17 protein-coding genes are annotated in these 23,430 nt (G+C 32.9%); 5 read left to right on the forward strand and 12 right to left on the reverse strand.

Features of this window, described 5'->3' with window-relative positions; all coding sequences use genetic code 11:
- Positions 1 to 13: 13 nt before the first annotated feature.
- Genes CVD18_RS01020 through CVD18_RS01030 form a run of 3 tightly spaced genes read right to left on the reverse strand, consistent with a single transcriptional unit; the run spans position 14 to position 4,648 of the window.
- The gene (locus CVD18_RS01020) at positions 14 to 2,473 is read right to left on the reverse strand and encodes a GNAT family N-acetyltransferase (RefSeq protein WP_103863594.1); all 2,460 of its coding nucleotides are present in this window, start codon (positions 2,471 to 2,473) and stop codon (positions 14 to 16) included.
- Positions 2,445 to 3,977: an aspartate aminotransferase family protein gene (locus tag CVD18_RS01025; RefSeq protein ID WP_103863595.1), complete on the reverse strand. Its 1,533-nt coding sequence runs from the start codon at positions 3,975 to 3,977 to the stop codon at positions 2,445 to 2,447. Before CVD18_RS01025 ends, CVD18_RS01020 begins: the two co-directional genes overlap by 29 nt.
- A 35-nt stretch (positions 3,978 to 4,012) precedes the next feature.
- On the reverse strand, positions 4,013 to 4,648 hold the full coding sequence (locus tag CVD18_RS01030) for a nitroreductase (protein WP_103863596.1): 636 nt from the start codon (positions 4,646 to 4,648) through the stop codon (positions 4,013 to 4,015).
- A gap of 663 nt (positions 4,649 to 5,311) precedes the next feature.
- Here CVD18_RS01030 and CVD18_RS01035 point away from each other — a divergent pair.
- From CVD18_RS01035 to CVD18_RS01045, 3 genes are all read left to right on the forward strand, one after another.
- Complete coding sequence (locus CVD18_RS01035; RefSeq protein WP_103863597.1) at positions 5,312 to 7,720, forward strand: TonB-dependent receptor; 2,409 nt, start codon at positions 5,312 to 5,314, stop codon at positions 7,718 to 7,720.
- A gap of 278 nt (positions 7,721 to 7,998) precedes the next feature.
- Complete coding sequence (locus CVD18_RS01040) at positions 7,999 to 8,427, forward strand: Fur family transcriptional regulator (protein ID WP_103863598.1); 429 nt, start codon at positions 7,999 to 8,001, stop codon at positions 8,425 to 8,427.
- 10 nt (positions 8,428 to 8,437) lie between these two features.
- The gene (locus CVD18_RS01045; RefSeq protein ID WP_103863599.1) at positions 8,438 to 9,046 is read left to right on the forward strand and encodes a class I SAM-dependent methyltransferase; all 609 of its coding nucleotides are present in this window, start codon (positions 8,438 to 8,440) and stop codon (positions 9,044 to 9,046) included.
- Positions 9,047 to 9,063: 17 nt separating this feature from the next.
- Here the strand turns inward: CVD18_RS01045 and CVD18_RS01050 are convergent, their stop codons facing one another.
- From CVD18_RS01050 to CVD18_RS01090, 9 genes are all read right to left on the reverse strand, one after another.
- The gene (locus CVD18_RS01050; RefSeq protein ID WP_103863600.1) at positions 9,064 to 10,428 is read right to left on the reverse strand and encodes an MATE family efflux transporter; all 1,365 of its coding nucleotides are present in this window, start codon (positions 10,426 to 10,428) and stop codon (positions 9,064 to 9,066) included.
- Between the two features lie 3 nt (positions 10,429 to 10,431).
- On the reverse strand, positions 10,432 to 12,636 hold the full coding sequence (locus CVD18_RS01055; RefSeq protein WP_103863631.1) for a DUF5916 domain-containing protein: 2,205 nt from the start codon (positions 12,634 to 12,636) through the stop codon (positions 10,432 to 10,434).
- Entirely contained in the window at positions 12,633 to 14,066 is a 1,434-nt protein-coding gene (locus tag CVD18_RS01060; protein WP_103863601.1) for a DUF3526 domain-containing protein, read from the reverse strand. The genes CVD18_RS01055 and CVD18_RS01060 overlap by 4 nt, the downstream gene beginning before the upstream one ends.
- Positions 14,059 to 15,495 (reverse strand): DUF3526 domain-containing protein, encoded by a 1,437-nt coding sequence (locus CVD18_RS01065; RefSeq protein WP_103863602.1) that lies wholly within the window; start codon positions 15,493 to 15,495, stop codon positions 14,059 to 14,061. Before CVD18_RS01065 ends, CVD18_RS01060 begins: the two co-directional genes overlap by 8 nt.
- A gap of 4 nt (positions 15,496 to 15,499) precedes the next feature.
- Positions 15,500 to 16,201: an ABC transporter ATP-binding protein gene (locus tag CVD18_RS01070; RefSeq protein ID WP_103863603.1), complete on the reverse strand. Its 702-nt coding sequence runs from the start codon at positions 16,199 to 16,201 to the stop codon at positions 15,500 to 15,502.
- 3 nt (positions 16,202 to 16,204) lie between these two features.
- Positions 16,205 to 17,383, reverse strand: a complete 1,179-nt coding sequence (locus CVD18_RS01075; protein WP_103863604.1) for a hypothetical protein — start codon at positions 17,381 to 17,383, stop codon at positions 16,205 to 16,207.
- Positions 17,384 to 17,393: 10 nt separating this feature from the next.
- On the reverse strand, positions 17,394 to 19,715 hold the full coding sequence (locus CVD18_RS01080) for a TonB-dependent receptor (RefSeq protein ID WP_158250363.1): 2,322 nt from the start codon (positions 19,713 to 19,715) through the stop codon (positions 17,394 to 17,396).
- A gap of 133 nt (positions 19,716 to 19,848) precedes the next feature.
- Positions 19,849 to 20,769: a hypothetical protein gene (locus CVD18_RS01085; protein ID WP_103863606.1), complete on the reverse strand. Its 921-nt coding sequence runs from the start codon at positions 20,767 to 20,769 to the stop codon at positions 19,849 to 19,851.
- Position 20,770: 1 nt separating this feature from the next.
- On the reverse strand, positions 20,771 to 21,250 hold the full coding sequence (locus tag CVD18_RS01090) for a hypothetical protein (protein ID WP_103863607.1): 480 nt from the start codon (positions 21,248 to 21,250) through the stop codon (positions 20,771 to 20,773).
- A gap of 747 nt (positions 21,251 to 21,997) precedes the next feature.
- Between CVD18_RS01090 and CVD18_RS01095 the strand changes: the two genes are divergently transcribed.
- Both CVD18_RS01095 and CVD18_RS01100 read left to right on the forward strand, forming a co-directional pair.
- The gene (locus CVD18_RS01095) at positions 21,998 to 22,675 is read left to right on the forward strand and encodes a hypothetical protein (protein WP_103863608.1); all 678 of its coding nucleotides are present in this window, start codon (positions 21,998 to 22,000) and stop codon (positions 22,673 to 22,675) included.
- 42 nt (positions 22,676 to 22,717) lie between these two features.
- The gene (locus CVD18_RS01100; protein WP_103863609.1) at positions 22,718 to 23,410 is read left to right on the forward strand and encodes a hypothetical protein; all 693 of its coding nucleotides are present in this window, start codon (positions 22,718 to 22,720) and stop codon (positions 23,408 to 23,410) included.
- Positions 23,411 to 23,430 lie beyond the last annotated feature (20 nt).

Genomic DNA, 23,430 nt, shown 5'->3' on the forward strand with positions numbered 1-23,430 from the left:
ATTTTTTTTGTGTTTATAATAAATTTTCGGTTGGTCTTTCTGCGACAGAGCTTATTTTGATTCCCTTATTTTGTGGAAACTTGGCCCAATACCACTCTCTATAGCAAAAATTAAGGTTTGCTTTCTTATGAGGCATTTCTATAACTTTTTCTATTTTGAATCCTACATGTGCTTTATTCATCATTGAAGCTAACGAGTTTACTGCACCTTCACCAATCATCTTACCAACTTCTGGTTGTGCAAAAACATAATCTATCATGCATTGGGTAAAAAGAGATACAAATTTTTTCTTTGGATCTGTAGGTGCTATAAATTGATGCGTCCCGTAATCAGTAGGTAATACGTCATAATAGTCACCTACTATATCTCTAATAGGCCAATATACCTCAAAATTGCATGTTGGCACCCCATCTACTTCTCCTATATAACTATAAATCACATTACTTGCGATCAGGTTTCTATAATAAGCTTCCAACTCACGAATCGGCCAATCCATTTGCCATATTTTCTTAGCATGATCTCGATGAAACCACTCATGTAGCATTTCTAAATCCTCTTCAAGATTTATAGGACGAATACTTATTGTCACATCTTCTTTAGAGAAATAACGACTATAAACCACTTCTTTGGATTCTGGAGATAATAAGGTTTTTGAATAGAAATAAGTATTCAATGGATTATAATACGAGCGATATATTGCTGGATTTTCTCTAGATGCAGTAGCTTCATCCATCTTATTAAGGTTTGTTAGAAGGTTTCCTTTGATACCTAGCCTTTGACTCGTAAGAAAATGATTGACATACCCTGTTGTATCAAGGTTTTCGATAGCCTTAAAGCTGTCATAAGTAATGCGTATCAAATCTAACTCATCCGCCAATCCATTCTTACCTAATGCATTTATTACTCCAAAAAGGTTATTAGAGATCACATAATAATCCCAGTACCTACGCATTCTAGATTGTGGAATAAATGGTTTTCCTTGTTTACCAAATTCAGGAAGTATTTTTAAAAGTTCTTCCTTTTTTTCTTCTCTAATGAAAAAAGCTTGATTATCTCTAAAATAAATAGCTGAAGGGAAGAAATCTTCTCCTAATTCTAATAATACATTTTGTTGGTGATATTCACTCCCAAATCCATATTTATTAAAAATCCCTATCAATGGTCTTATCCCAACATCAAAGTATTTTTTGAACCAATTTTTTGCAGTTTCTTCTAGGGATGTTCCTTGTATTACAGAAGCTTTTTCTATAATAGTTTTTATACGAGAAGGGTTTCCTAATATTCCGTTCTGGCATATTCCTGCCAATAGGGATACATTTTTCTTAGCCTGTGTATGTTTAAAATCATTTTTACGAATACTTGTATTAAAGCCATCTATAAACCTTCCTTTATGAGAAACTGTTATATACCCTGGGTCAGTAATAAAATTCATTTCAGGGAAATCCTTTTTTATTCCTTCCCCCCACGCTGTTTTAAGAAGGCAACTACCTTCATAGCCCCTATACAATTCTTGAGCATAGTTTACACGATAAGAATTTGTTATTTTAACATGCAAAGAAAACTTATACATCCAATCACTATCTTCATTATAGACTGTTCTTACAGAAGATGTTGCTGTATAATTTGGTCCTAATTCTCCAATAGTAATTAACAACCCCATATCTTTCATTTCTCTTACCTCGGGTTGGTTTAATAGATATGTAGCTTCCCAAGGGTGAGATGGAACTAGTTTCCATTCAGGGTTTTCTCTTATCACTTTTTTTGCATAATCATTATCTCCTGCAAGTATTTCTTCTCTCAAAAATTGAGATGGCAATTCACCTTCAGCATTTTTTTCATCTACATTATCGGGGTGAATTAAGAAATAATAGAGTTGAAATCGCCCTTTGGTTTCTGGTGAATATTTTAACAAATCTTCATCAGAAAAGCCTTCACGAGTTTTTGTTAATGGGTGTACACTATGTCCTAAAATCAAAGACTGTTCTGCATCTATAAAAGATAGATAAGGGCTATTAACCATTAATCCTGATTCTTGAAAAGAAGTAAGAAATGTATCTAAGTTCTCTATACTATTCGTCATTAACTGCTGTGTAAATGTTTTATCTATTGCAGGAAATTCAGATTTTGCATACCAAGAAGTTAATTCTAAAAAACGAGAATATGCTATTTTTTTGATGACATCTTTTTCCAGATTTCTTTCAACTACAGGAAAAGAGAAAGAATGTATTCCTGTCTCAGAAAAATACTTGAGAGGAACATAAACTTCATATCCAATCTCAGAAAAATCAATTTTCAAATAGAGCAAATGCTCTATCGATCCTATATATTCTTTGAGTGCATCGTCATGTTTTGGAACTCCATAATACTTACTCCAATTAGTAAATTCTCTACAATAGCTATTTAATAAAGCTGTAAAATTGACTTCTTCTGCTTCTGTATATATCTTAGACGGTTTGTAAATACTCTTGTCCATGGTTTCTTATATTTTTAAGTATATTTTTTATGTGATTCAGTGTAGTGAGCGGGTTAAGCATAGTAAATTTTAAATAAAATTCATTATCAACTTTGGTTCCTGCTATCAAAATTTCTCCTTTAAAAAACATGGTCTTCTTGATATGATTATTCATTGCACTAGCACTATATTCTTTTTCACTTTTGGGTATATAGCGAAATACTAATGCTCCTAAGTCAGAATGGTTTAATAGTTCAAAATCACTCTGAGCATCTAATAGCATTGCAGTTTCTTTTGCGGTCTCAATAATAACTTCTGTATATTGCCCAAGTTTTTCTCTACCCATTAATCGTAGCGTACACCAAAGTTTGAGAGCATCAAAACGACGAGTAGTCTGAGTTGCTGATTTATTTACCTGCGCTGGTAACTCATCATAATCCTGATCATTAGGATTAAGATAATCTGCATGATGCTTGATAATATTAAGATGATATTTGTTTTTAACAATGAGCGCACTACTACTTACTGGCTGAAAAAAAGATTTGTGATAATCTACTGTCACAGAATCTGCCGATTCAATTCCGCTTAATAAAAATCTATACTTATCAGTAAGTAATAACCCACAACCATATGCTGCATCAATATGATACCATATTTCATGAGCCTTGGCAATCTTTCCTATTGCATATAGAGGATCTAGATTTCCAAAATCAGTGGTTCCCGCAGTTGCTATAATAGCAATTGGGATATTCCCTTGTTCTTTTTCTTTTATAATAGCTTCTTCTAGGCTCTCAGGAATTATTCTAAAACGCTCATCTGTTTTTATTTTTACAACAGCTTGCTCTCCCAACCCCATAAGAGAAGAATTTTTTTGATTGCTAAAATGTGATTTTTCAGAAACAAAAATTCTAAACTTACTGGCTTCTGGTGGGTTTCCGTCTAGTTTTATATTGTGCTTTAAATTCTCTAGAGAATAATAATCTCTAGCCAATAAAAGTCCCATAAGGTTACTATTAGAGCCCCCTGAATTAAAAACTCCATCACAATTAGCATCAAATCCTATCTGTTCCCCAGTCCAATCAATTAGTTTTCGTTCCATAAAAGTTCCTCCAGCACTTTGATCATAGGTGTCTTGAGATGGGTTGATTGCACTAATCAAAACTTCTGCTGCCAATGCAGGGATAACTACTGGGCAATTTAAATGGGCTATATAATTGGGAAGATGAAATGTGGTCGCATGATTTACATACAACGATTCTACCTCTTGAAAAAGGCTTTCATAATTTTCTAATGGGGTATCAAAATCAATGGTATTAATGACAGATAATAAATCTGCAGGTTTTACACCACTAAAAGGGGTTTTATTGTTTTGTAAGAAACCAGAGATACAGTCTCTAGCCATATCAATTACTTTTCTATACTCTTCTTCAGAGTTTTCATGAAAAATATCTTTATAGAAATTTTTGTCAAATAACTCTTGTATGGGAGCTACTTTTGGTGCTTCCACCAAAATTTGGTCATTCATGTTACTATAGGTTTTAAGTTAATTTGTGTATATGTTTACTCCATATAGGAAACTTTTTCATCTATGGAGCTTCTTTTCTTTTTTGAATGATGATTGGCATGGTCATAACATCCTAAAAAAACAAGTCCTAAAGATTGTTCGTTTTCTTTCAACCCAAATTTTTTCACAAAATCTATTGCGCTATCTGGGGTACTCCAATACGAACCTATGTTATATGCGGTACAAGTAAGAGCCATATTCTGAACGGCAGAGGAAACAGCAGCTATTTCTTCCCACTCTGGGAGATTAGCTTTGGGGTGTTTATCCAAAATAACACCTATCATACATGCTGCTTTTAATGGATACTCTCTAAGAAAATCACATTTTGCTATAAAATCATCATGAGACAACTTATCCTTGTAATATTCTTTGTAATATTCAGATACGTATTGTCCATACTCTTCCAAATATTTTCCTTTAAAGACAATAAACCTCCAGGGCTCAGTCATTTTGTGAGTAGGAGCCCATGTTGCATTCACCAAAATTTCTTGTAAAATGTCATCAGGAATATCTTCTCCCGTAAATTCATTGGCATATATGCTTCTTCTATTTCTAATGATATTGGTTACTATCATTTCTGACTTCGTATTGTACAACAACTCATCTTTAGACGATTTGCGAATAGTATTCATCTTGTTTTTTTGAATTGTTATAAATTATTTAAATTAAAATAGAATTTATTTAGATTAAATAAGAATAACAAAACTACAAATTATAAAACGAATTAATGAATGAATTATTAGAGATTTTTTAAATAAAAAATGAAGTCTTAAAAAATCTTATACTTTAAATTTTGAAGTCAAATTCAATCAATAAAAAAGAAATGGGGAATTATCAAACTTTGTTACTTTGACACCTCTTATTATAATAGAGTTTTATAGAAAAGAGTAAAATAAAAGTTTCTTTTTTGTTTAATTAATTTCTCAAAAAACATCTTTTCTTTTTTTATATGAAATCTTAAATTATACTCATCGAAATTATAAAAAAACATAAATTCGTTTTTTATCTTCAATAAATCACACTACCCCCTTTTAGATTCATTATATCTATATAAACAAAGAAAACTCAACTTATAAAAAAATATTAAAAATAGCCCCTCATAAATAAAAATTCCTTATAAAAATTTATTCTAAAAGCCTCGTTATTTTACTTTCAGATAAAAAGTAAATCTTAATTACAATTTCATCTCATAAAATAATATAGGTGAACTGACAATCAATCAAAAAAAGATTGCATTTCTAAATTAAGAGTGTATTTTTGTTGTTTTTATTTAGATTTATTAAAAATAATAACTTATGATTACAGTCAAGAAATTTTACCTATATATTATTATGCTATGTTGTATAGCAAATAGCTTTGCACAAACGGGTAGTATTGAAGGAACAATTACTGATCCCTACGGCACTCCTCTAGAAGATGTAAATGTTATATTAAGTAATACCCAAAAAGGAACTACAACAGATGTAAATGGAAATTACAGCTTTGCTGCTGTTGAAGATGGTGAATATACATTAACAGCCTCTTATATGTCTTATATGACATCGAAAAAGAATGTTATGGTTATTACTGGAGGAAACATAAAAGTTGATTTTGTATTAGAGGAAAGTAACTCTCAATTAGATGAAGTTATCGTATCTTCTGTCGGCAGAACTCCAGAAAAACTATCTGAAATTCCTGCATCTATTACAGTGGTTAGTTCAGCACAAATAAAAACCTTATCTACAAATACCACACATATTAATGATGTTTTAGAATTTGCAGTACCAGGATTAGCTCCTAGTTCTGGAACCTATTCTAATTGGGGGCAAACCCTGCGTGGTCGCCAATTATTAGTTTTGGTAGATGGTATCCCGCAATCTACTCCCTTAAGAAATTCATTGGTTGACTTAAAAAGTGTACAACCTTATGATATTGATCGAATTGAAGTCATCAAAGGGTCTGCTGCTATTTATGGTAATGGTGGCGATGGTGGTATTGTAAATTACATTACAAAGAAAGCTAATAAAGATGTTCTAATTACGGGAACCTCAAACGCATGGACAACTAGTAACTTATCCAAAACTGATGATGCCTTTGGATGGGGGCTTCAACAATCACTTACTGGTAATTTAGATAAATTTTCATATTACGTATCAGGAAGTTTTGAAAAAACGGGGAATAAATATGATGCAAATAGAGATCCATTATCTCCAACATATGGTTTAGATAATTCTAAAATCTTTAGTGTATTAGGAAAAATAGGTTATCAAATTGATGATAATCAAACTATTAACGCTATGATAAATCATTATAATTCAAGACAAGATAGTCCTTTTGTAGCTACAAGAGGAGAGTTAGAGGTTTTTAATGCATCAGGCGATCGTAGAATTACCCCTGTGATAGGAGTACTACCTACTGACGAAAACCCAAAATTAGGGGATGATACTGGAGTTACAACCACCAATGCACAAATAAAGTATACCTTAAACGAAATATTTAATGGTACTACAAAACTTGATGCCGATCTATATTATCAAAAAGGAAAAAACATCTTCTTTTATTCTGAATATTTTGAAAACGGAGGGCAAACTGTGGTAAATACAGATAAATTTGGTTTTCGACCAATTTTACACACTGATTTACATCTGGATATCCCTGTTAAAATGTCTTTTACATATGGCCTTGATTTACTAAAGGACAAAACCAACCAAGGACTACTTGACGGTCGTATATGGACTCCAGATTTAGATTTATTAAGTATTGCTCCATTTGTTCAAGCAAAATTCAAATACAAAGAAGATTGGGTACTTAAAACAGGAATACGCCATGATGATATGAGAATAGCTATTGATGATTTTTCAACTTTACCATATTCACCTAGAAGTGATGGTAATTTCAGAGAATCTGCTGATGTAAGCGGAGGTGACCTTAGCTTTAGAAATACCTCTATAAACGCTGGTATACGATATATTAAAAATAATGAGTTTATTCCTTATTTTAGTTTCTCTCAAGGGTTTTCATTGCCTGATATAGGAAGAGTAATTAGAGGAGCAACCGCTAAGAGTGTCGATGACATAAACCCTAGTCCGATTATCACCAATAATTATGAATTTGGTTTCTTATCAAAATTCAAGCATGTAAGATTTGAAGCAGTTGGATACTATAGTACTTCTAATCTTGGTCTTGGCCTTGTTTTTAATGATGACAGTAATCGATTTGAACAATCAGAAAATCCACAAAATATTTACGGTGCAGAGGTATCAGCTGATTTTACATTCTTAAGTGATAACTTACAGTTCGGAGCTTCATATTCTTATGTAGAAGGGTTAAAACATAGTCCTGATGATTCTACGAATCTCACATATATAGGTGGGGATGTTATTTCTCCTCCAAAAATAACGGCATATATCAATGTAAGACCTTTCAGTAAATTATCTACCTCTATACGTGTAGTACATGTGGGGAGTAGAAAAAGATTCAACCCAACAGAAACAGACGGTACTTTTTCTTTCAGATATAGAGAAGTCCCAGTACATGATTACGCACTGGTTAATTTCTCAAGTACCTATGAGGCAACCGAAAAGATTTCTATCTCTCTAGGAATAAATAATCTATTCAATAAAGATTTCTTACCTGCCAGATCACAATGGGCGTCCCCATTGAGAGGGCAAATCCCAGCTGGTGAAGGAATTAATGGCCGATTGGCTATAAGTTATAAATTCTAATAAGTGTACCCAAGCACCTTATAGTATTTAGCAAAAACGAATGGAAATCCATTCGTTTTTGTTTTTTACCGAAAACCATTAGAGTCAATTACCTCCCCCAACTACATTGTTATTTTACAGCGTTTTATAAAAAAACACCTGATGCAGTTCTCTCTATATATAAATATTCTTCATAAAATAATGAGTATCTTTGAAAAAGGGAATAAAATAGAGGTTCTATCATAAATAATGAGGTGCTATACCTCCTTAAACTGAACCTTATTGAATATTTATCATTCATGAATACACAAAAGTATATAGAAGGATTATTAAAGTCTCATGCATTAAAAAAGACTTCTGCACGAATTGAAATGCTTAAAATTTTTATAAACCATTCTTATGCATTATCTGCCAAAGAAATAATTTCTCATATGAAAATAACTCATGATAGAGTAACGATATACAGAACTCTGAATTCTTTTGAGAAACATGGGATTTTACATAAAGCTTCTGAGGATAGTAATGGAATACGATATGCATTATGTAGTCATGAATGCCCAGAAGAAGTACATACCGATGAGCATGTACACCTTATCTGTGAAAAATGCTCAAACACCTATTGTCTAGAGGATATAAAAATCCCCAAAATTAAGGTTTTAGAAAAGTTTCTTGCTCAAAAAATAAACTATACTATTAATGGTATATGTAATGGATGTTTATCTAGTTAAAATGTAACCAATGAATAACTCTTGGAACACTCACTATCAGAATTTTGACCAAAAAAAGTATCCTCCTGCTGCTACGTTGGTCAAAACTCTTGAATTTCTAAAAAAAACACCTCTCGATATAAAAAACAAACTAGCTATTGATCTGGGATGTGGAAATGGTATAGATACTTTTGCTATGCTACAAGAACAGTGGAATGTACTTGCTATCGATAAACAAAATGATTCTTTATTGAGGATTAAAGGCAATATTCCTGCCGAGCACAAAGACCAGCTTCAACTCGATTTGCGTGCTTTTGAAAATATTGACACTCTTCCTGATGCTTACCTTATAAATGCTACTTTCAGTTTACCCTTTTGTCATCCAGATCATTTTGAAAAATTATGGCATGTAATTTCCTCTGCCATACCTAAAAATGGTTTTTTTAGTGGTCATTTATTTGGCCATAATGATTCTTGGAACCCTAATCCTGAAATGACTTTTCATACTTCCAAAAAAATAAATGAATTGTTCAAAGGATATCATCTTCACTTTAATAAAGAAATAGAAAAACAAGGAACAACAGTTTCTGGTAAAACAAAACACTGGCATGTGTTTCATATAGTAGCTCAAAAAAAATAAATATACAAAAAACACCTCTATTTCCCTAAAGCTACTTCTGTAGAGACTACATTTGAAAACTTTCTTAATTCATTTCTAGATACAATCCATACTAGTAATGCGTATAGTACATTTTCTATTATTAAAGCATAATATATTCCATCTACATTATACAATCTAGGCAAAATTAATATCAAGGGTAAAAACAATACAACCTGTCTTCCTATTGGTAATAAACTTGCTAATTTGCCTTTACCAGTTGCTTGAAAAAGTATGATACCACTAGATGCAATAGGTAATAAAAGTAATACTGCTAGAATACTTCTTAAATTAATAATATCAGCACTACTTAAAACAATATCTGGTAAAAGTAATTCAATGCAGTGTTCTGGAAAGAGTAATACTGGAATCATTAACACTGCTACGAATAAAATACTTCCTATTCTGAAAATCTTTACTGTCTCTATACACCTTTGTATATTAGAAGCTCCATAATTAATCCCAATAATTGGTTGCATGGGTTGTAATAGTCCTAAAACAGGTATTGCTAAAAATGAAAACAACCTAAAAGCCGCACTGAAAAAAGTAATGTCATGAGATGTTCCATACCACGTCAATGTTCTAAATAAAAAAAACTGTTTTACCACATTAGATAATTGCATAACAAAAGCAGAAGTTCCTATATTGATCACATCTTTTATGATATCTTTTTCTATACCTATTTTGAATTTGCCTGTACTAAAAGAAGCTTTTCCTTTTATAAAATAGAATGATGTTGCTATTGCATATAACAACATTGATATAATACTACTCCAAGCAGCCCCTTCTATATTCATTGAGAACGTATGAATAAACAAAGGTGTTAACATAATATTCATTATCACAGACATCACTGTAAATGTCATCGCCTGTTTGATCTTCCCTTCTGATCTTATGAGTCCATTTGCAGAAAGACCATAAATATTAAAAAATGCCCCTAATATATATACTTTAAAATAAGAAACCCCATGTTCAAACATAGCATCTGTACCCCCCATTACTGCAATCAGTTCTTCAGAAAACAAGACACCACTTACTATGATAATAATAGAGCTTATCATAGAGAGTGCAATCAAATTAGGGAGTACTTTCTGTTGTGTATTCTTATCATCAGAACCAATAGCTCTACTTAAAACCGAAGATGACCCTGCCGCGATAAAAACGGTTATACTGGTTATTACCAATGTAAGAGGAAACAATAATGAAACCCCAGCAAAAGCATCTGCCCCAATAAAATAACTCACATATATAGAATCTACCAATGAATTAATAGAAATGACCATCATTCCTAATATTCCAGGTAAAGAAAGTTTCCACATTAATTTCCAGAGATTATCTTTGAGTATGTCAGGTCGTTTTTTCACATTTTAAAATTGTTTCAGAAAAGTAATTTTACTTATAAATTGTTGGTTTCTTTGTACTGGATCAAACGAATTTATTTGAGTGTCATTAAATACTAGATAAATAAAAGATAATGGCATATACTCCCAACTAAGCCTTGCGTTCCACCCTCCTCGTTTATCAAACGAATTGTATTGATAAAAAGAAGATACTTGCATTCTGGGTGAGAGCGCCAATCTAAGGCTAGCAGAGTACAGGTCTGTTTTTAAACCTTCTCTTTGCACTCCAATATTTTTGAGTGAATTATGCTCATAATCTCCCGTTATAGCAACGTGTGGCAAAGGAGCATATCGTATACCAGCAGTAACAGTCTTTCTGTTTCCATTATAAAAATCCCCCCATTCATATTTGGCTGAGGCAGATAATTTTCTAGATCGATCAGAATTATACCTAACAAATTGCCTTGTATAGAAATAACGTTTTTTTTCGATAGATAATCCCAGTGGTTCAAAATCAAAATTTATATTTTGCCAAGAGGGAGTTACAGAATATTCTACAAAACTATTGTCTTTAAAAAATATATAGACTGGAAAAAGATACAGGCTCGCCTGCTGAAACTCTTCTGGGTTCTGAAAATCATGTTGATATCTGGCAAAAAAACCAGGATCCCACCGTCTAATCCAAGGGAGTTTCTTGGGTCTTAGGATAAAATACCCTCCAGGATTATGTCTAATAACATCGTTTTGAAAAACAAAACCAGTCTTGGAATCATACTCTTTACTCACAAAATCTGTAGACCAGCCCCATTTCATCCTATTACTACTATATTCTGAAAAAATACTTCCAGCCTGCCCCCATTTGCTAGTTTGCTCGTCATATGTTGCCGAGGCTAGATACGATATTGTCCATTTATCTTTTAATCTGATCAATCCGTCTATTGTAGTGGTTGTATTATTATTTTGGTCAACAGCCAACACATTGTTTTTCTCATCCAGACGATGATTAATCATTATTCCTATATTATTTTCTTTGCTATAATTCTGTGAATACCGAAATACTCCAAAATTAGCTCCTGGGGAATTATCAGTCTCTCTTTGATGAATATATAGCCCTGCAAGTGTGCGCTTATCATTTCTATCAGTAAACCGTGTTCCAACATCAATTGGAGCGGGAACTGCATTAAATCTTCCTTCTAATCCTATTTTTCTACTAAAAAAAGGGCGTACCAATTCACTGGATGCCCCAGCCCATATTCCTGAGTTTTCTAAAAAAAACTGCCTTCGTTCTGGAAAAAAAATATTAAATCTCTCTAGGTTATTAACCGCCCTATCCACATCTGCTTGTGCGAAATCTGTATTCACTGTTACATCCAATACAGATTGCGGACTTATCGCCCATTTCAAATCCCCTCCGAACTTTATATCACTCTCTGAGTTTTCTTCTCCTTCTATATCCGTGGTTGTGTATTTATACAAAGAATAAGGTTCTATCCTAAGGTTAACCCCAGAATCAGGAAGTTCTAATCCTTTTATCTGAGCGGCATATGTCATCCTATATTGAGAAAAGGATTGTGGAATTGCAGGAAAAACAGTACGCTCATAATCTCTTCTTGCCAATCGATTAAATGTAATTCCCCAAGCAACATCCTCTCCTTTTTCCTGATTGTCATATCTAAGGGAAGCAAAAGGTATCCCAAATTCTGCAAAATAACCTTTATCCGTTCTATGAGTTCGCACAGACCACAAAGCGTTCCAATCATTATCTATTGTTGTATCATTAAAATTTTGTAAATCTCGTTGATTACCATAGGGGGTTGTCTGAAAAGAAACACAATACTGTTTGAGATTCTGAGGGTCTAATTGTATACTAAAAATATCATTTTCTCCTTCACTAAAATCTCTCCTCAAATCTTGAACACGAACTCCTTTTTGTCCTAATGAATCCTCACAAAAAACTCCCACATATAGATACTTTTCATCAAATAACACTTTGACTTCTGTTTTATGTTTATAGGTTCCTCCTTGTCTGGGTTCCATTCTAAAAAAATCATCTACTGGTATCGCATTTTGCCAATCAGACTCAGTTAATTTCCCATCAATTTTTATAGTACCTTGTACTCGTTTTGCATGAATCTGAGGAGGAGTATCTGGAGGAGGAAAATTTTGATTCGTTTGTTGAGCAATCATATTATATTGCACGAATACAAGAATATTACAAATCCATTTCTTCATTTTTTTTGTTTTTCTATATTTATAAAACCTACCGCAAAAAAGAACACCATTGTAATACCCACTTTTGCCATACTCCAAAGAATATGAGTTTTCCATTTTACCTCATTTGTTTTCATCTTAAAAGAAGGGAGCTTGGAGTAATCCTCTAACTGTATTGGTTTATCCCAAAACAATTTCTTGAAATAAAAATCAGAAATAGCACGATGAAACGACTCTATAGAAGAGTGAAATTGATGATAGGTATTGAGATCTGTTTTGGCAATATGTACAAATATCCCTTGCATATTGACTGCTGGATTGATCCAATGTAAACCTGCTGCCCATTGATTTCTTTTATATACCTGACTCACATAATGATCTACATCTTCTTTGCTATGCATATCTTTTAATGAGGTTAATGCGGCATATGCTTTTGCTAGTGTATTATTATGTATCAGTGTATCTGATCCTTTCAGATGTGGGTTATGATCTAAAAACTCATGTATGACTTCTCTTGCTTCGTTCTCATCTTCTTCATTTTCTAAACTTGTTCTACGCGTAATTTCAGCTAGAGATGTACTATTTAATGGATACTGTGAAGACATTAATACATTAAGTACTGCGGGTATAACAATAAGAAATAAAAGCCATATTCCTGCCGCACTTATTGCAGTAAAAGAAGAATTCATTTTAAAACTAACAATACAAAACAATACTGCAAACCAAAATGCGCAGTATACAACAACTCCAACAATCCAAAACAAGGTTGCAAGCCTATTTTCTGGAGCAAAAATATTACCAGAAGAAACAAGACCTATTATCGAAATAAATAATGCTAGCCCTGTAATTAAGCAAAAATAAAACCCTAATCGCACCATTAGAATCTTTCTAATACTTATGGATTGAATGTGCAACAAGGGTAATACTCCTGTTTCTTTTTCTCCCGCGTATAAACTATAGGTAAATGCTATAATTAATAATGGAAAAAGGTAAATCAATACAAATGACAGATCAAAATTACCTACATATAACTTTACTGGATTGGCAATTTCATTTTCAAAAAGTTGGTAATGAAGACTCATCCCTGTAAGTCTATAGTAGTATGGGTGTAGGTCACATTGACCAATGGCTAGTGCTGCATAATCATGAGGATGTAATACTGCATGATATCCATGTCTATGCCAAGCATATGAAGGATCTGATGCTATTTGCATTTTTTTTCTTTCTGATCCTAGTTCTTCTTTAAAACTGGCTTGATATTGGTGAAATTCATGTTCTTCTATATCTTTTACATCTTGTATGGTTTCTCGTTGTACTTCTATTTCTGACTGTCCATAATAAATTGCATATAGTCCTAACAAAAAAGTACATCCCAACATCAGCAATTGAAAAGTATTTCTAACAAAAGAAATCCATTCATAACGTATTAATAGTAGTATTACCTTATTCATATACAGGTCTGATTTTACGAGATGAATACCCTAAAAGAGAAAAGATCAATACCGCCCAGCAACATAGAGATATTAATTCTGTTTTGTATAATGATACTATCTCATAGACAGACATTGTAGTATACTCAAACTCTTTGATCGAATTCCATAAATTTTTACCTGCTTTGTATTCATAAAACTCTCCATATCTAGAGTTTTGAGCCATATCATTGTTCATTTTTCGTACTAATTCTCTCCTATAGTTTTCTGTTTTTTTCTGAAAATGAATTGAAGTATACAAATCGGTTGCGGTAAGTCCCATTGATAAATTGCGTATAGCAAGATATGGTGTAATAAAACTTGATAAGCTTGCAATACGGTTCTGATTATCAAATATTTTTTTGAGTCTTGCCCAATGCACATCATATACTTTATTACCATAATCTTCTCCTGCTTGCATACGCACTCCTTCAAAATTCAAAGGAAGTTTATGAATTGAATCTACCGCATACTGTTGCAGATATTCTTTTTTTAATTGGTTCTGTCTAAAACTTGTTGAAGCCTTACCATCTAACCCGCTTTTGATATCTTTTTGAATTGCTTCTCTATAGATTTTCATAGAAGGTAATGGGTACATACTTTCTCCAAAATTTGCTGTTGTTTTTGGTATAATAATCATAAACAGAATCCAGCATGTCAATAAGGTAAGTAATGCGTTTTTACTTGTAGATGATCGCATGGATACCCATACCGAAAAAGCAACAAAAATAAGAAGGTATACTACATAAATAATAACCAATAACACTACTCTAACTGCTATATCTGGTATGGTCTCAGAATTTGCCAGCATGGTAGATAAAATAAATGCTATTACAAAAAACGGAGCCAATATTGATAAAAGAATACTTAAATACGCTACTATTTTCCCCCATACGATAGTAGTACAGGAGACTCCCTGACTAATTAATAATTTGAGTGTACCACTTTCTCTTTCTTTGGTAAATGCAGGGAATGCTAAAAAAATAAGGAGTAAAGGAACCAAGATTTGTAATACAAGTGCTGCACTAAGTTCACCAAATCGTATCATACTACTATGGTCCTGTGCAGGACGAAACATAAACTCATGTTGATAGTGTGCTTCTAGATATACAGAAGTACCAGTAAAGGTATCCAATCCAAAATCAAACAGACTTAAAATGGTTTTGGGTTTAAATATAAAAGTACCATAATGCGCTGCTATATGAGGATGTTTATCTCCTTGTGTAAGCCATTCTTCTCTTTTCTCTTTTCGTGCATTTTCTATTACTTCTTTTTGTTGATCATAGGCTACATATCCAGCATATAATGCAACACTTAGCAATACCATTATCACAATTGCAAGAGCACGAATTACCTTTTGACGCAGGGCAATTAGTATTTCTTTTTTGGCTATCAAGAAAACTGAATTCATCGCTTTAATTATGCATATGTTTTAAATATAATTTTTCCAGATCTCGAAAACTGACTTCTTGAGATTCAAATTTCTCTAGCAATCTTCCTTCTTTCATAATACCGATATGTGTTCCCGTATCTTTTGCCCTAAAAAGATCGTGAGTAGCCATCAATGTGGCTACTCCCTTTTCTTTCATGCTTAGTAATAATTCAGAAAACTCATTACTGGCTTTAGGATCAAGTCCAGAAGTAGGTTCGTCTAGTAGTAATACTTTTGATCCTCTTGCTCTGGCTAATGCAATACCTACTTTTTGACGCATTCCTTTTGAGTAATTATCTACTCGTCTATTGATAAAGTCTGTCTGTAATCCTGATTGTTCCAGTAATTCTTCTAATTCTCCTTTACTTTGATGTTTTCCTCCCAGTCCACAAAAAAACTGTAAGTTTTCCAATCCTGTCAGGTTTTTATACAACATCAGATTTTCAGGAATATATGATAACAGCTGCTTGGTTTCTCTTGCATGCTTTGTAACATCTAGATCATTAATCTTTGCACTACCACTTGTTGCTCCAATAAAATTGAGAAACAAATTAATAGTGGTAGATTTTCCTGCCCCATTTGCTCCCAAAAGGCAAAAAATTTCACCTTCGTTTATGGTTAAGTTTAGAGATTGTAGTGCCGTAAAATCACCATATCTTTTTGTCAAATCGATTGCTTCGAGCATTTTTTATTGCTTTAGTGTGATGATTCCAGTAATATACCCACTGGTACTCACCATTTTTTTAGTTACACTACCAGAGCTGATTTTATAACTATACAAAGCATCTTCTTCCGTTCCTGAAATAGGAAAAAGAACCTCATCATCTGATGTTTTTTTCATAAATGATGTACGAGATGCCGCAAAAGTATTAGGCAAAGAGGTTTCTAAATCTCCTACTTTTTTTGTTCCAGCAAGGTCAATTTTTTGATATCTAAAAACAGGGTTAGCTCCATCTGTTCCGAAAAAATTATCATCATTTTCTGAAATTATAGTAAAAGTTGCCCCCTCACCAAAGTGATATAACCCAAAGCAAGTTTTACCAAACGCAGCACCTAGATCAAAGAAATATGTAGTATCAAAATCTGTCTGTCCATTTTTAATTCTCAAAACACCACTTGGCTTATCACTAAACAAGCCAGAAGCCTGAATGTAAATATCTCCTTGAGCATCAACAGTCATAATCTCTGAGGTTAACGTATTAAACAGCGTAGCGGTACGATCATCTGTTATTATCTTACTAAGGGTATTGGTCTTTAAATCTACCACAGCAACCTTAGCTGTTCCTGATCCACCAAAATCATTTAGTGCTACAAATAAATTTGTATCTTTTATTACCATATCTGAATAGAAGATACCATCTCCTACATCTTTTAGATCTATTTCACCTGTAATTCTCATAGTAGAAGGATCAAATTGAATAACTTTGGATATCCCTCCTCCTACAGTTGCATACCCTGTAGTCTCATTTAGAATTTCTAAAGAAGAAAAAGAATTAGATCCTGGAATTATAATTTCTTGCTCTAGAACAGCTTTTCCTTCTTTATCAAATACGAATTTTTTCATCGTAGCTGGTGATCCAAAGCCAGCAGTAAACATGGCTTTTCCATCAGAATACACAGAGCTAAACTGTCCTACTTCTGTACTATTTTTATTATCTATAGAAGTAGTGTTAAGATTTGTAAGTCCTTGTAAAAAAGTAGTTTTTACATCTCCTGCTCCAGATACTACTGCTACCCCATGATTTATTTTGACTACTGGTTCTTCTACAGAAGTAGTTGCATCATCATCTGACCCACAAGAGAGCATATTAAATGCGACTAATAGTCCTAGGATATATATGTATGTTGTTGATTTTAATTTGTTCATGACTGTTATGTTAAGATTTAAAAAGTGAAGTTTTTAGTTTAAAATGCCATGATCTTCCTGGTTTCTGAACTCCAAAATTATCATAGGCTTGTCGATTGAATATATTATTAGTTTCTAGCGTGATTGTATATCTATTCTGTTTATCTGTATAAGCTATTCCTAAGTTATGTAGCCATTGGGTAGGAATAACGAGCTTATCTTCTTTTCTTCCATCTATCTCCCAGTATCTAAAAAAGTCTTTTACATATCTTGTAGACCACCAGAATTGCAACCGATCTTCTTTATCCATAAGATTGCGTTGAGTAATCTGGACTTCTCCGTTTCCAAACAAGTAAGGCTTATTGGGAAGTCTAGCTCCAAAATAGCGATCATTAGAAACTCCTGAGTTTTCTTTTTTAGATCGATTTCGCAGATCTTGAAAAGTACCATTTAACACCAAGCTTATCCATGGTGTTGGAGTTATTTTAATCTCACTTTCAACCCCTAAGATTCTTGTTTTTAATAAATTTTGATAGGTACTTAGTACAGGAGGGGGAACGGCCTGAAGTATGATAATATCTTCCACCTCTCTAAAAAATCCATAAGCTTCTGCGCTCCATATTTTCTTTTTATAAGTTCCTCCTAGGTTGATATTATGGCTTCTTTCGGGTCTTAAATTAGGATTTGCCGCAACAGCAGCGCTAAAATCTCCTAGCATTTCGATTCTATCAGGTAATCGTGTCGCATATTCATAGGATAGTTTTGCTAGGAAATTGGTATTCATTTTCCATGAGAAAGATTGACTTGCTCCATATTCGGTTTTCTGCTGTTCGACTATCTGTGCCTCATTATCCCCTATTTCAAAACCTTTTGCCGTATAATGATATACCTTTACTGCGCTATTACTCGTTACTCTTTTATTAAAAAAATCTCTTTCTATTCCAATACCACTGGTAATTTTATTGATAGATACAGGGTTTTTAAAATGATCTTCTCCATAAAAATCTGCTGCTACAGGATCTTCCCCTGATCGTTTAAAAAAAGAAGTTACTCCGTTAAAAATTAATTTAGTTGCTGGATTAGCATTGTATTGTAAATTTATTCTTCCTGTAATATTATCTCCTGTAAGCTTTAGCTTATTTTGTGAGGCTGTAATTTCTCCTCCTGATGTCCTTTGTCCTACAATTTCTCCTCTCCAATTATAAATATTTAGTGTAGCATCATCAAAATTTGTAATGATCCTATTATATCCTACATATAGGTTTGCATCTAAGTTTTTTACAAGGTCCTTTTTCTCGTATTGCAATGCATTGTTATAAGTAGATACTCTATTCAATGCTTCTCCATAAGGTTGTCTCATTTCAAAATTATGCTGAATTTCATCATATAAATCAGCATATGAAAAACTAAGCAATATACGATCTGCCCATGACTGATCTATCATTCCTATATCTGCCTTAATCATATAGCTTCTAAATCTATCATGGAATTTTTTGGCAGAAATAGATTCTGGGTTACCTAGTTCGTTAATAACATTGACATCATGTAATCTATAATTATTATCTGATGAGGTATAAAACCCTGTCAATCCTGCTGTGAATCCCGATGCTAGTATTTTTCGGGCATTAATTGTAGTTCTCCATGTATTAAACGAACTATATCCTGCTGAGGCCTCTACAAAATCATATTTTTCTTTTCTTGTGACCATATTAATAGCTCCTCCTAATGCATCCACCCCCATACTTACTGGCACTGCTCCTTTGTATATTTCCATACGCTTGATAAGGTTGACAGGTAGCATTGCCAAAGAAGGACCTACGCCTAATTCTTCTACAGGTAATAAAAAATCCATAGGAATACCATCTACAAATAGTTTTACTTGTCTACCACTTAATCCTTGAATAGAAATCTCTGCGCTATTGCCTACTCCTCCACTTTGTCTTACCTGCACTCCTGATGCTGTAGCCAAAAGATCAGAGGTGGTTATAGATCTAGTATGAAATGCTTGCGCTTTGATAACAGATACTGTTGTAGTACTGTTCTTTATCTTGGTAGCTTCTGATGTTCCTTTTAATGTTACTTCATCCAACTCATCAGATTGTTGGGTTAGTACAATTGTTTGTTTTACTTTAGGCTGTTCTTTTTTAAGCAGTATTTTCTCTTGCTTTGTATAATATCCAATATAAGATATGGTTAAATCATGTTGCCCTAATGATAAGTTGTCTAACTCAAAGCCACCAGAAATATCGGTCACTACACTCCTATTTGCTTTTGATTCATATATATGGGCTCCAGACAAAGGCTCTCCCTTGCTGTTGATTACTACCCCTGAGATGGTAGCCTGTTGACTCAAACAACTTATTGAAAAAAAAAGAAAGACAATTATAAAATATGAATTGTAGTGCATGGGAGAGTGACAAATTGTTTGGTATGCTTTATTTTATCGTTTTATGTTTTATAACGCTATTTTTTTTATCTTAAATATCTTAAAGGTGGATTTCTTCTATTAATCCTTCTGAGTTCATTTCTTCAAAAATTGCTTTTTCTTTTTCTGACATCGTATCTTTATGAAATAATCCATTTGATTTTTCCCATAACTGTTTTGTTTCTGTTGTTAAACGATAGGCTTCTTCTTTATCTTTTTTTAACAGACAGGAGAACTCATTATTTTTTTGTATTTCTAGTACTTGTTGATTACGTAGTAGATATGACGTGGATAAAGCTGTCAATGGGATTACTTCTCGTTCTTCATTATATAAAAGAAAGTCTTTATCAGAAAAAAATTGTATTTCTGTTTCTTGTGATGCCTCAATTTCAAAAACTTGTACTTTAGTATTTAATTCTCCCAACTCATTCTCATAACAATACACCACTTTAACTGGTGTTTTTTCTGTAGAATGATTGACAATTATTGCTTTTTTTTGCCCTCCTTCTTCAACAACCTTATCTAGGGTAAGCTTCTCTACCAAGAAAAAATCATCTATTGCAGTTTTAGAGTGCTTTATCTCTCCAGAATTGTGAACTTCTGATATCAACGTGTATTTTCCTATAGGAGCATCATTTGGAACCGTATATGTAAAATAGTAATGTCTTCCTGACTGAATATTTTTAAGGATTTCTATTAGCTTTTCTCTTTTGCAAGGACCACTTAGATAATCTGCTAATACCAGAAGTGGAATGTTTTTATTTAGGTATTTTAATTGTTGCTCATCTGATTTATCATTGGCAACAGGATCAGGTAAGCCAAGAACATGCTCTTCAAAAAGCATTGTTACCTTACCTTTTGGGTCTTTGACACCTATTCTTACAAAAGGTAATATATGTGTGTGTTTTAATGATGAAATATTAAAATTCCAGTGTATAGTAACTGTTTTACCTGGTACGGCTCGTTTAGGAAAAATACTCATTTTATTTTCTTAGTGCTTTCAGCTGTTCTTTGCCATATTCTTGTGGATATTTCCTGAACCACTTTTCTACTGTTTTTTCCCCCAGATAATCATATGTTACCGACAATAAAAATTCTAATTTTTTTAGATATTCTTTTCTGGCTTTCTCTGGGTCTTTTGCCATGCTTTTTTTACGATCTTCCTTTTCTTTTTTGGTAGCAGGAATATGATGAAAGTAAGGTTTACCAAAACATTCTTTACTAAATTCGTGGTATTGAGGTGTAAAAAGAATCATATTATGCCACATCTCATCTATAATCAAAAGATCATCTGGTATAAAAACTCCAGGAATCTGACTTATATAAAGAAACTTGAGCGTTTCATTAAAAATATCTCTTATTTCATCCTCTTCAATAAGATACATATCTTTAAATCTAGAAATGACATCCTCACTTTCAAATTTGAGAATCTCAGCTAATTGTTTTTCTTCTAGTACTTTCATGTTTCAAAAATTAAAAAACGGCAACATGATTATACATCATGCTACCGCAATGAAATCTACAATGTATTGTGACAATGTCCACAGTTACTACAATGTGTACCTCCTATTGGATTAGCTAATTTTTCTTCTAAGATTTGAGAAATTAATGATTCTTTGTGAATTTTCATGATTATAGTTTTAAGATTATGCCTACTCGTTTATAAAGGTTTTCGGCTATTCCTTTTTTGTTGCAACAGTGTTGCAATGTATAACATATGAAATATAACTGCAATTATGTTGCAACTAAAAAAATGTTAAAACACCATTTAATTCACTTAAAAAAATCACAAAAACTTAAATATCAGTCATATACAAAACAACACCACCTCTAAAAGTTCTATATTATAATGATTTTTAAAGTATTAAATTTCATGTCTTAGTAACTACTAAAAGTATGGTAAAACCTTTTATAAAATCATCAAAAACAACAATATAACTAATTAAAAAACAAGGGTTTATACCTATAGGAAATAACTTAATTTAAAGGTAACTTAGTCTCAAGAGTACTTCAGATAGTTAATATCAATTTCAACACAAATCATATATTAAATGGTACTGAATTTTAAATATTTCCTTACATCGGGGCTTTACGATAGTTGTATTAAGAAGATTATATCGATTAGTATAACTATACTTTTCTTATGTATTTCGAATCGATCTTCTCATCTATTCGCGCATAATTCTATTTCTAATAGCAACATCCCTACTTTGAAAACACATTTACCTCTTGCAATAGCCTTAGGTGCAGCAAAACTCAATACTTGTAAAATCGAAATCACTGGTTATACAGGCCAATCTATCACAGTAGCTTTTTCAGGTCTTCCTGCTAATCAACCCTCTACCTATAAAAATTTTATTGCCATTTGGGAAGCATCTGTTATTCCTTGGACAGTAACTCCTTTACGAACCATAGAAATAGGTGTAAATACAGAAGATGGAACTCTTACTATTGATAACCTAACTATTACTTATAATAGTTATATAGTTGGCTATGGGGTTGGTTCTGGAGTAGGAAATATTTGTGCCAGTGCTATTTTGAATGCTGGAGGTACCAAAGCGCCACTATCATATGTGAATATAGGTATCGCAAATCTAGGGCAAACTTCTCTATCTGTACATTATCAAACACTATCAGGATATCTTCCTAAAGAAAATGGGAATTGGATAGGATTATGGGAAGGGTATGTTTCACCATATAATCTACCTCCCGATGCTCTTATCAAGAAAGAAGTAAACAGTTATGCCAATCAGGGGGTTATTGGACTTAACAACCTATCATTAGGCAGAGATACAGAATATACTTTAATATACTTTATGGGGGCAGACAATACAACAGCTGCTGCAATATTAACATTTAATACTAGTGATCCGACATCAGAGAAATAATTTTTTTTAAACTCTTATTAATAACATTTAAATCTAAACATCATGAGTACAGCAACATTAGAACAACAAGGAAAAGCAACAACCGTATTAACCACTAAAATCGAAATTACCTCTATCACGGCTAATTCCCTAGATATCAATTACGATACTCTACCTGGAAATCAACCTAACACTTTTGGTAATCAAGTGGTATTATGGCAGAATAGTAATGAAATTCCTTTTGGCACACCACCTTTACAAAGCAAAATCATACCTAGTAACACTCAGGCAGGGTCTCTTAATTTTGCTGGTCTCGACCTTAATAACAATAGCTACATTGTTGGGTATGCAGTAGGGCCAACATTAAACAGTCCAGCACAAACTTATGGTAATATTTGTTCATCATCCTTTATTCCTGCAGCAGGACAGCCTGAACCTTCTAATAATTTTGAAGGAGAAATTGTAAACGTAAAACCTGGTACAACCAGTGTTTCTTTTGGTTTAAGCAATTTCCCAAATCAAATCGATTTGAATGGTAATGGATCTTGGGCAGCTATCTGGCAATCAGGAGCTCCTTCTTACTTTGCACGCCCATTATCTGCTGTTCAGATAACGAGTAATAATGGTGGTGCTTTTAATGATATTAGTATTGGTAGAGGGCTTACATATACTATTGCTATTTTCACTAGTGGCTATAACCCTACAGGAAATAGTAATCAGGAAACAATGGCTGCTGCCTATACGTTTACTAATTAATCCCCCTAAGTGATTGAGTA

The organism is Aquimarina sp. I32.4, assembly GCF_002924285.1.
GTDB lineage: Bacteria > Bacteroidota > Bacteroidia > Flavobacteriales > Flavobacteriaceae > Aquimarina.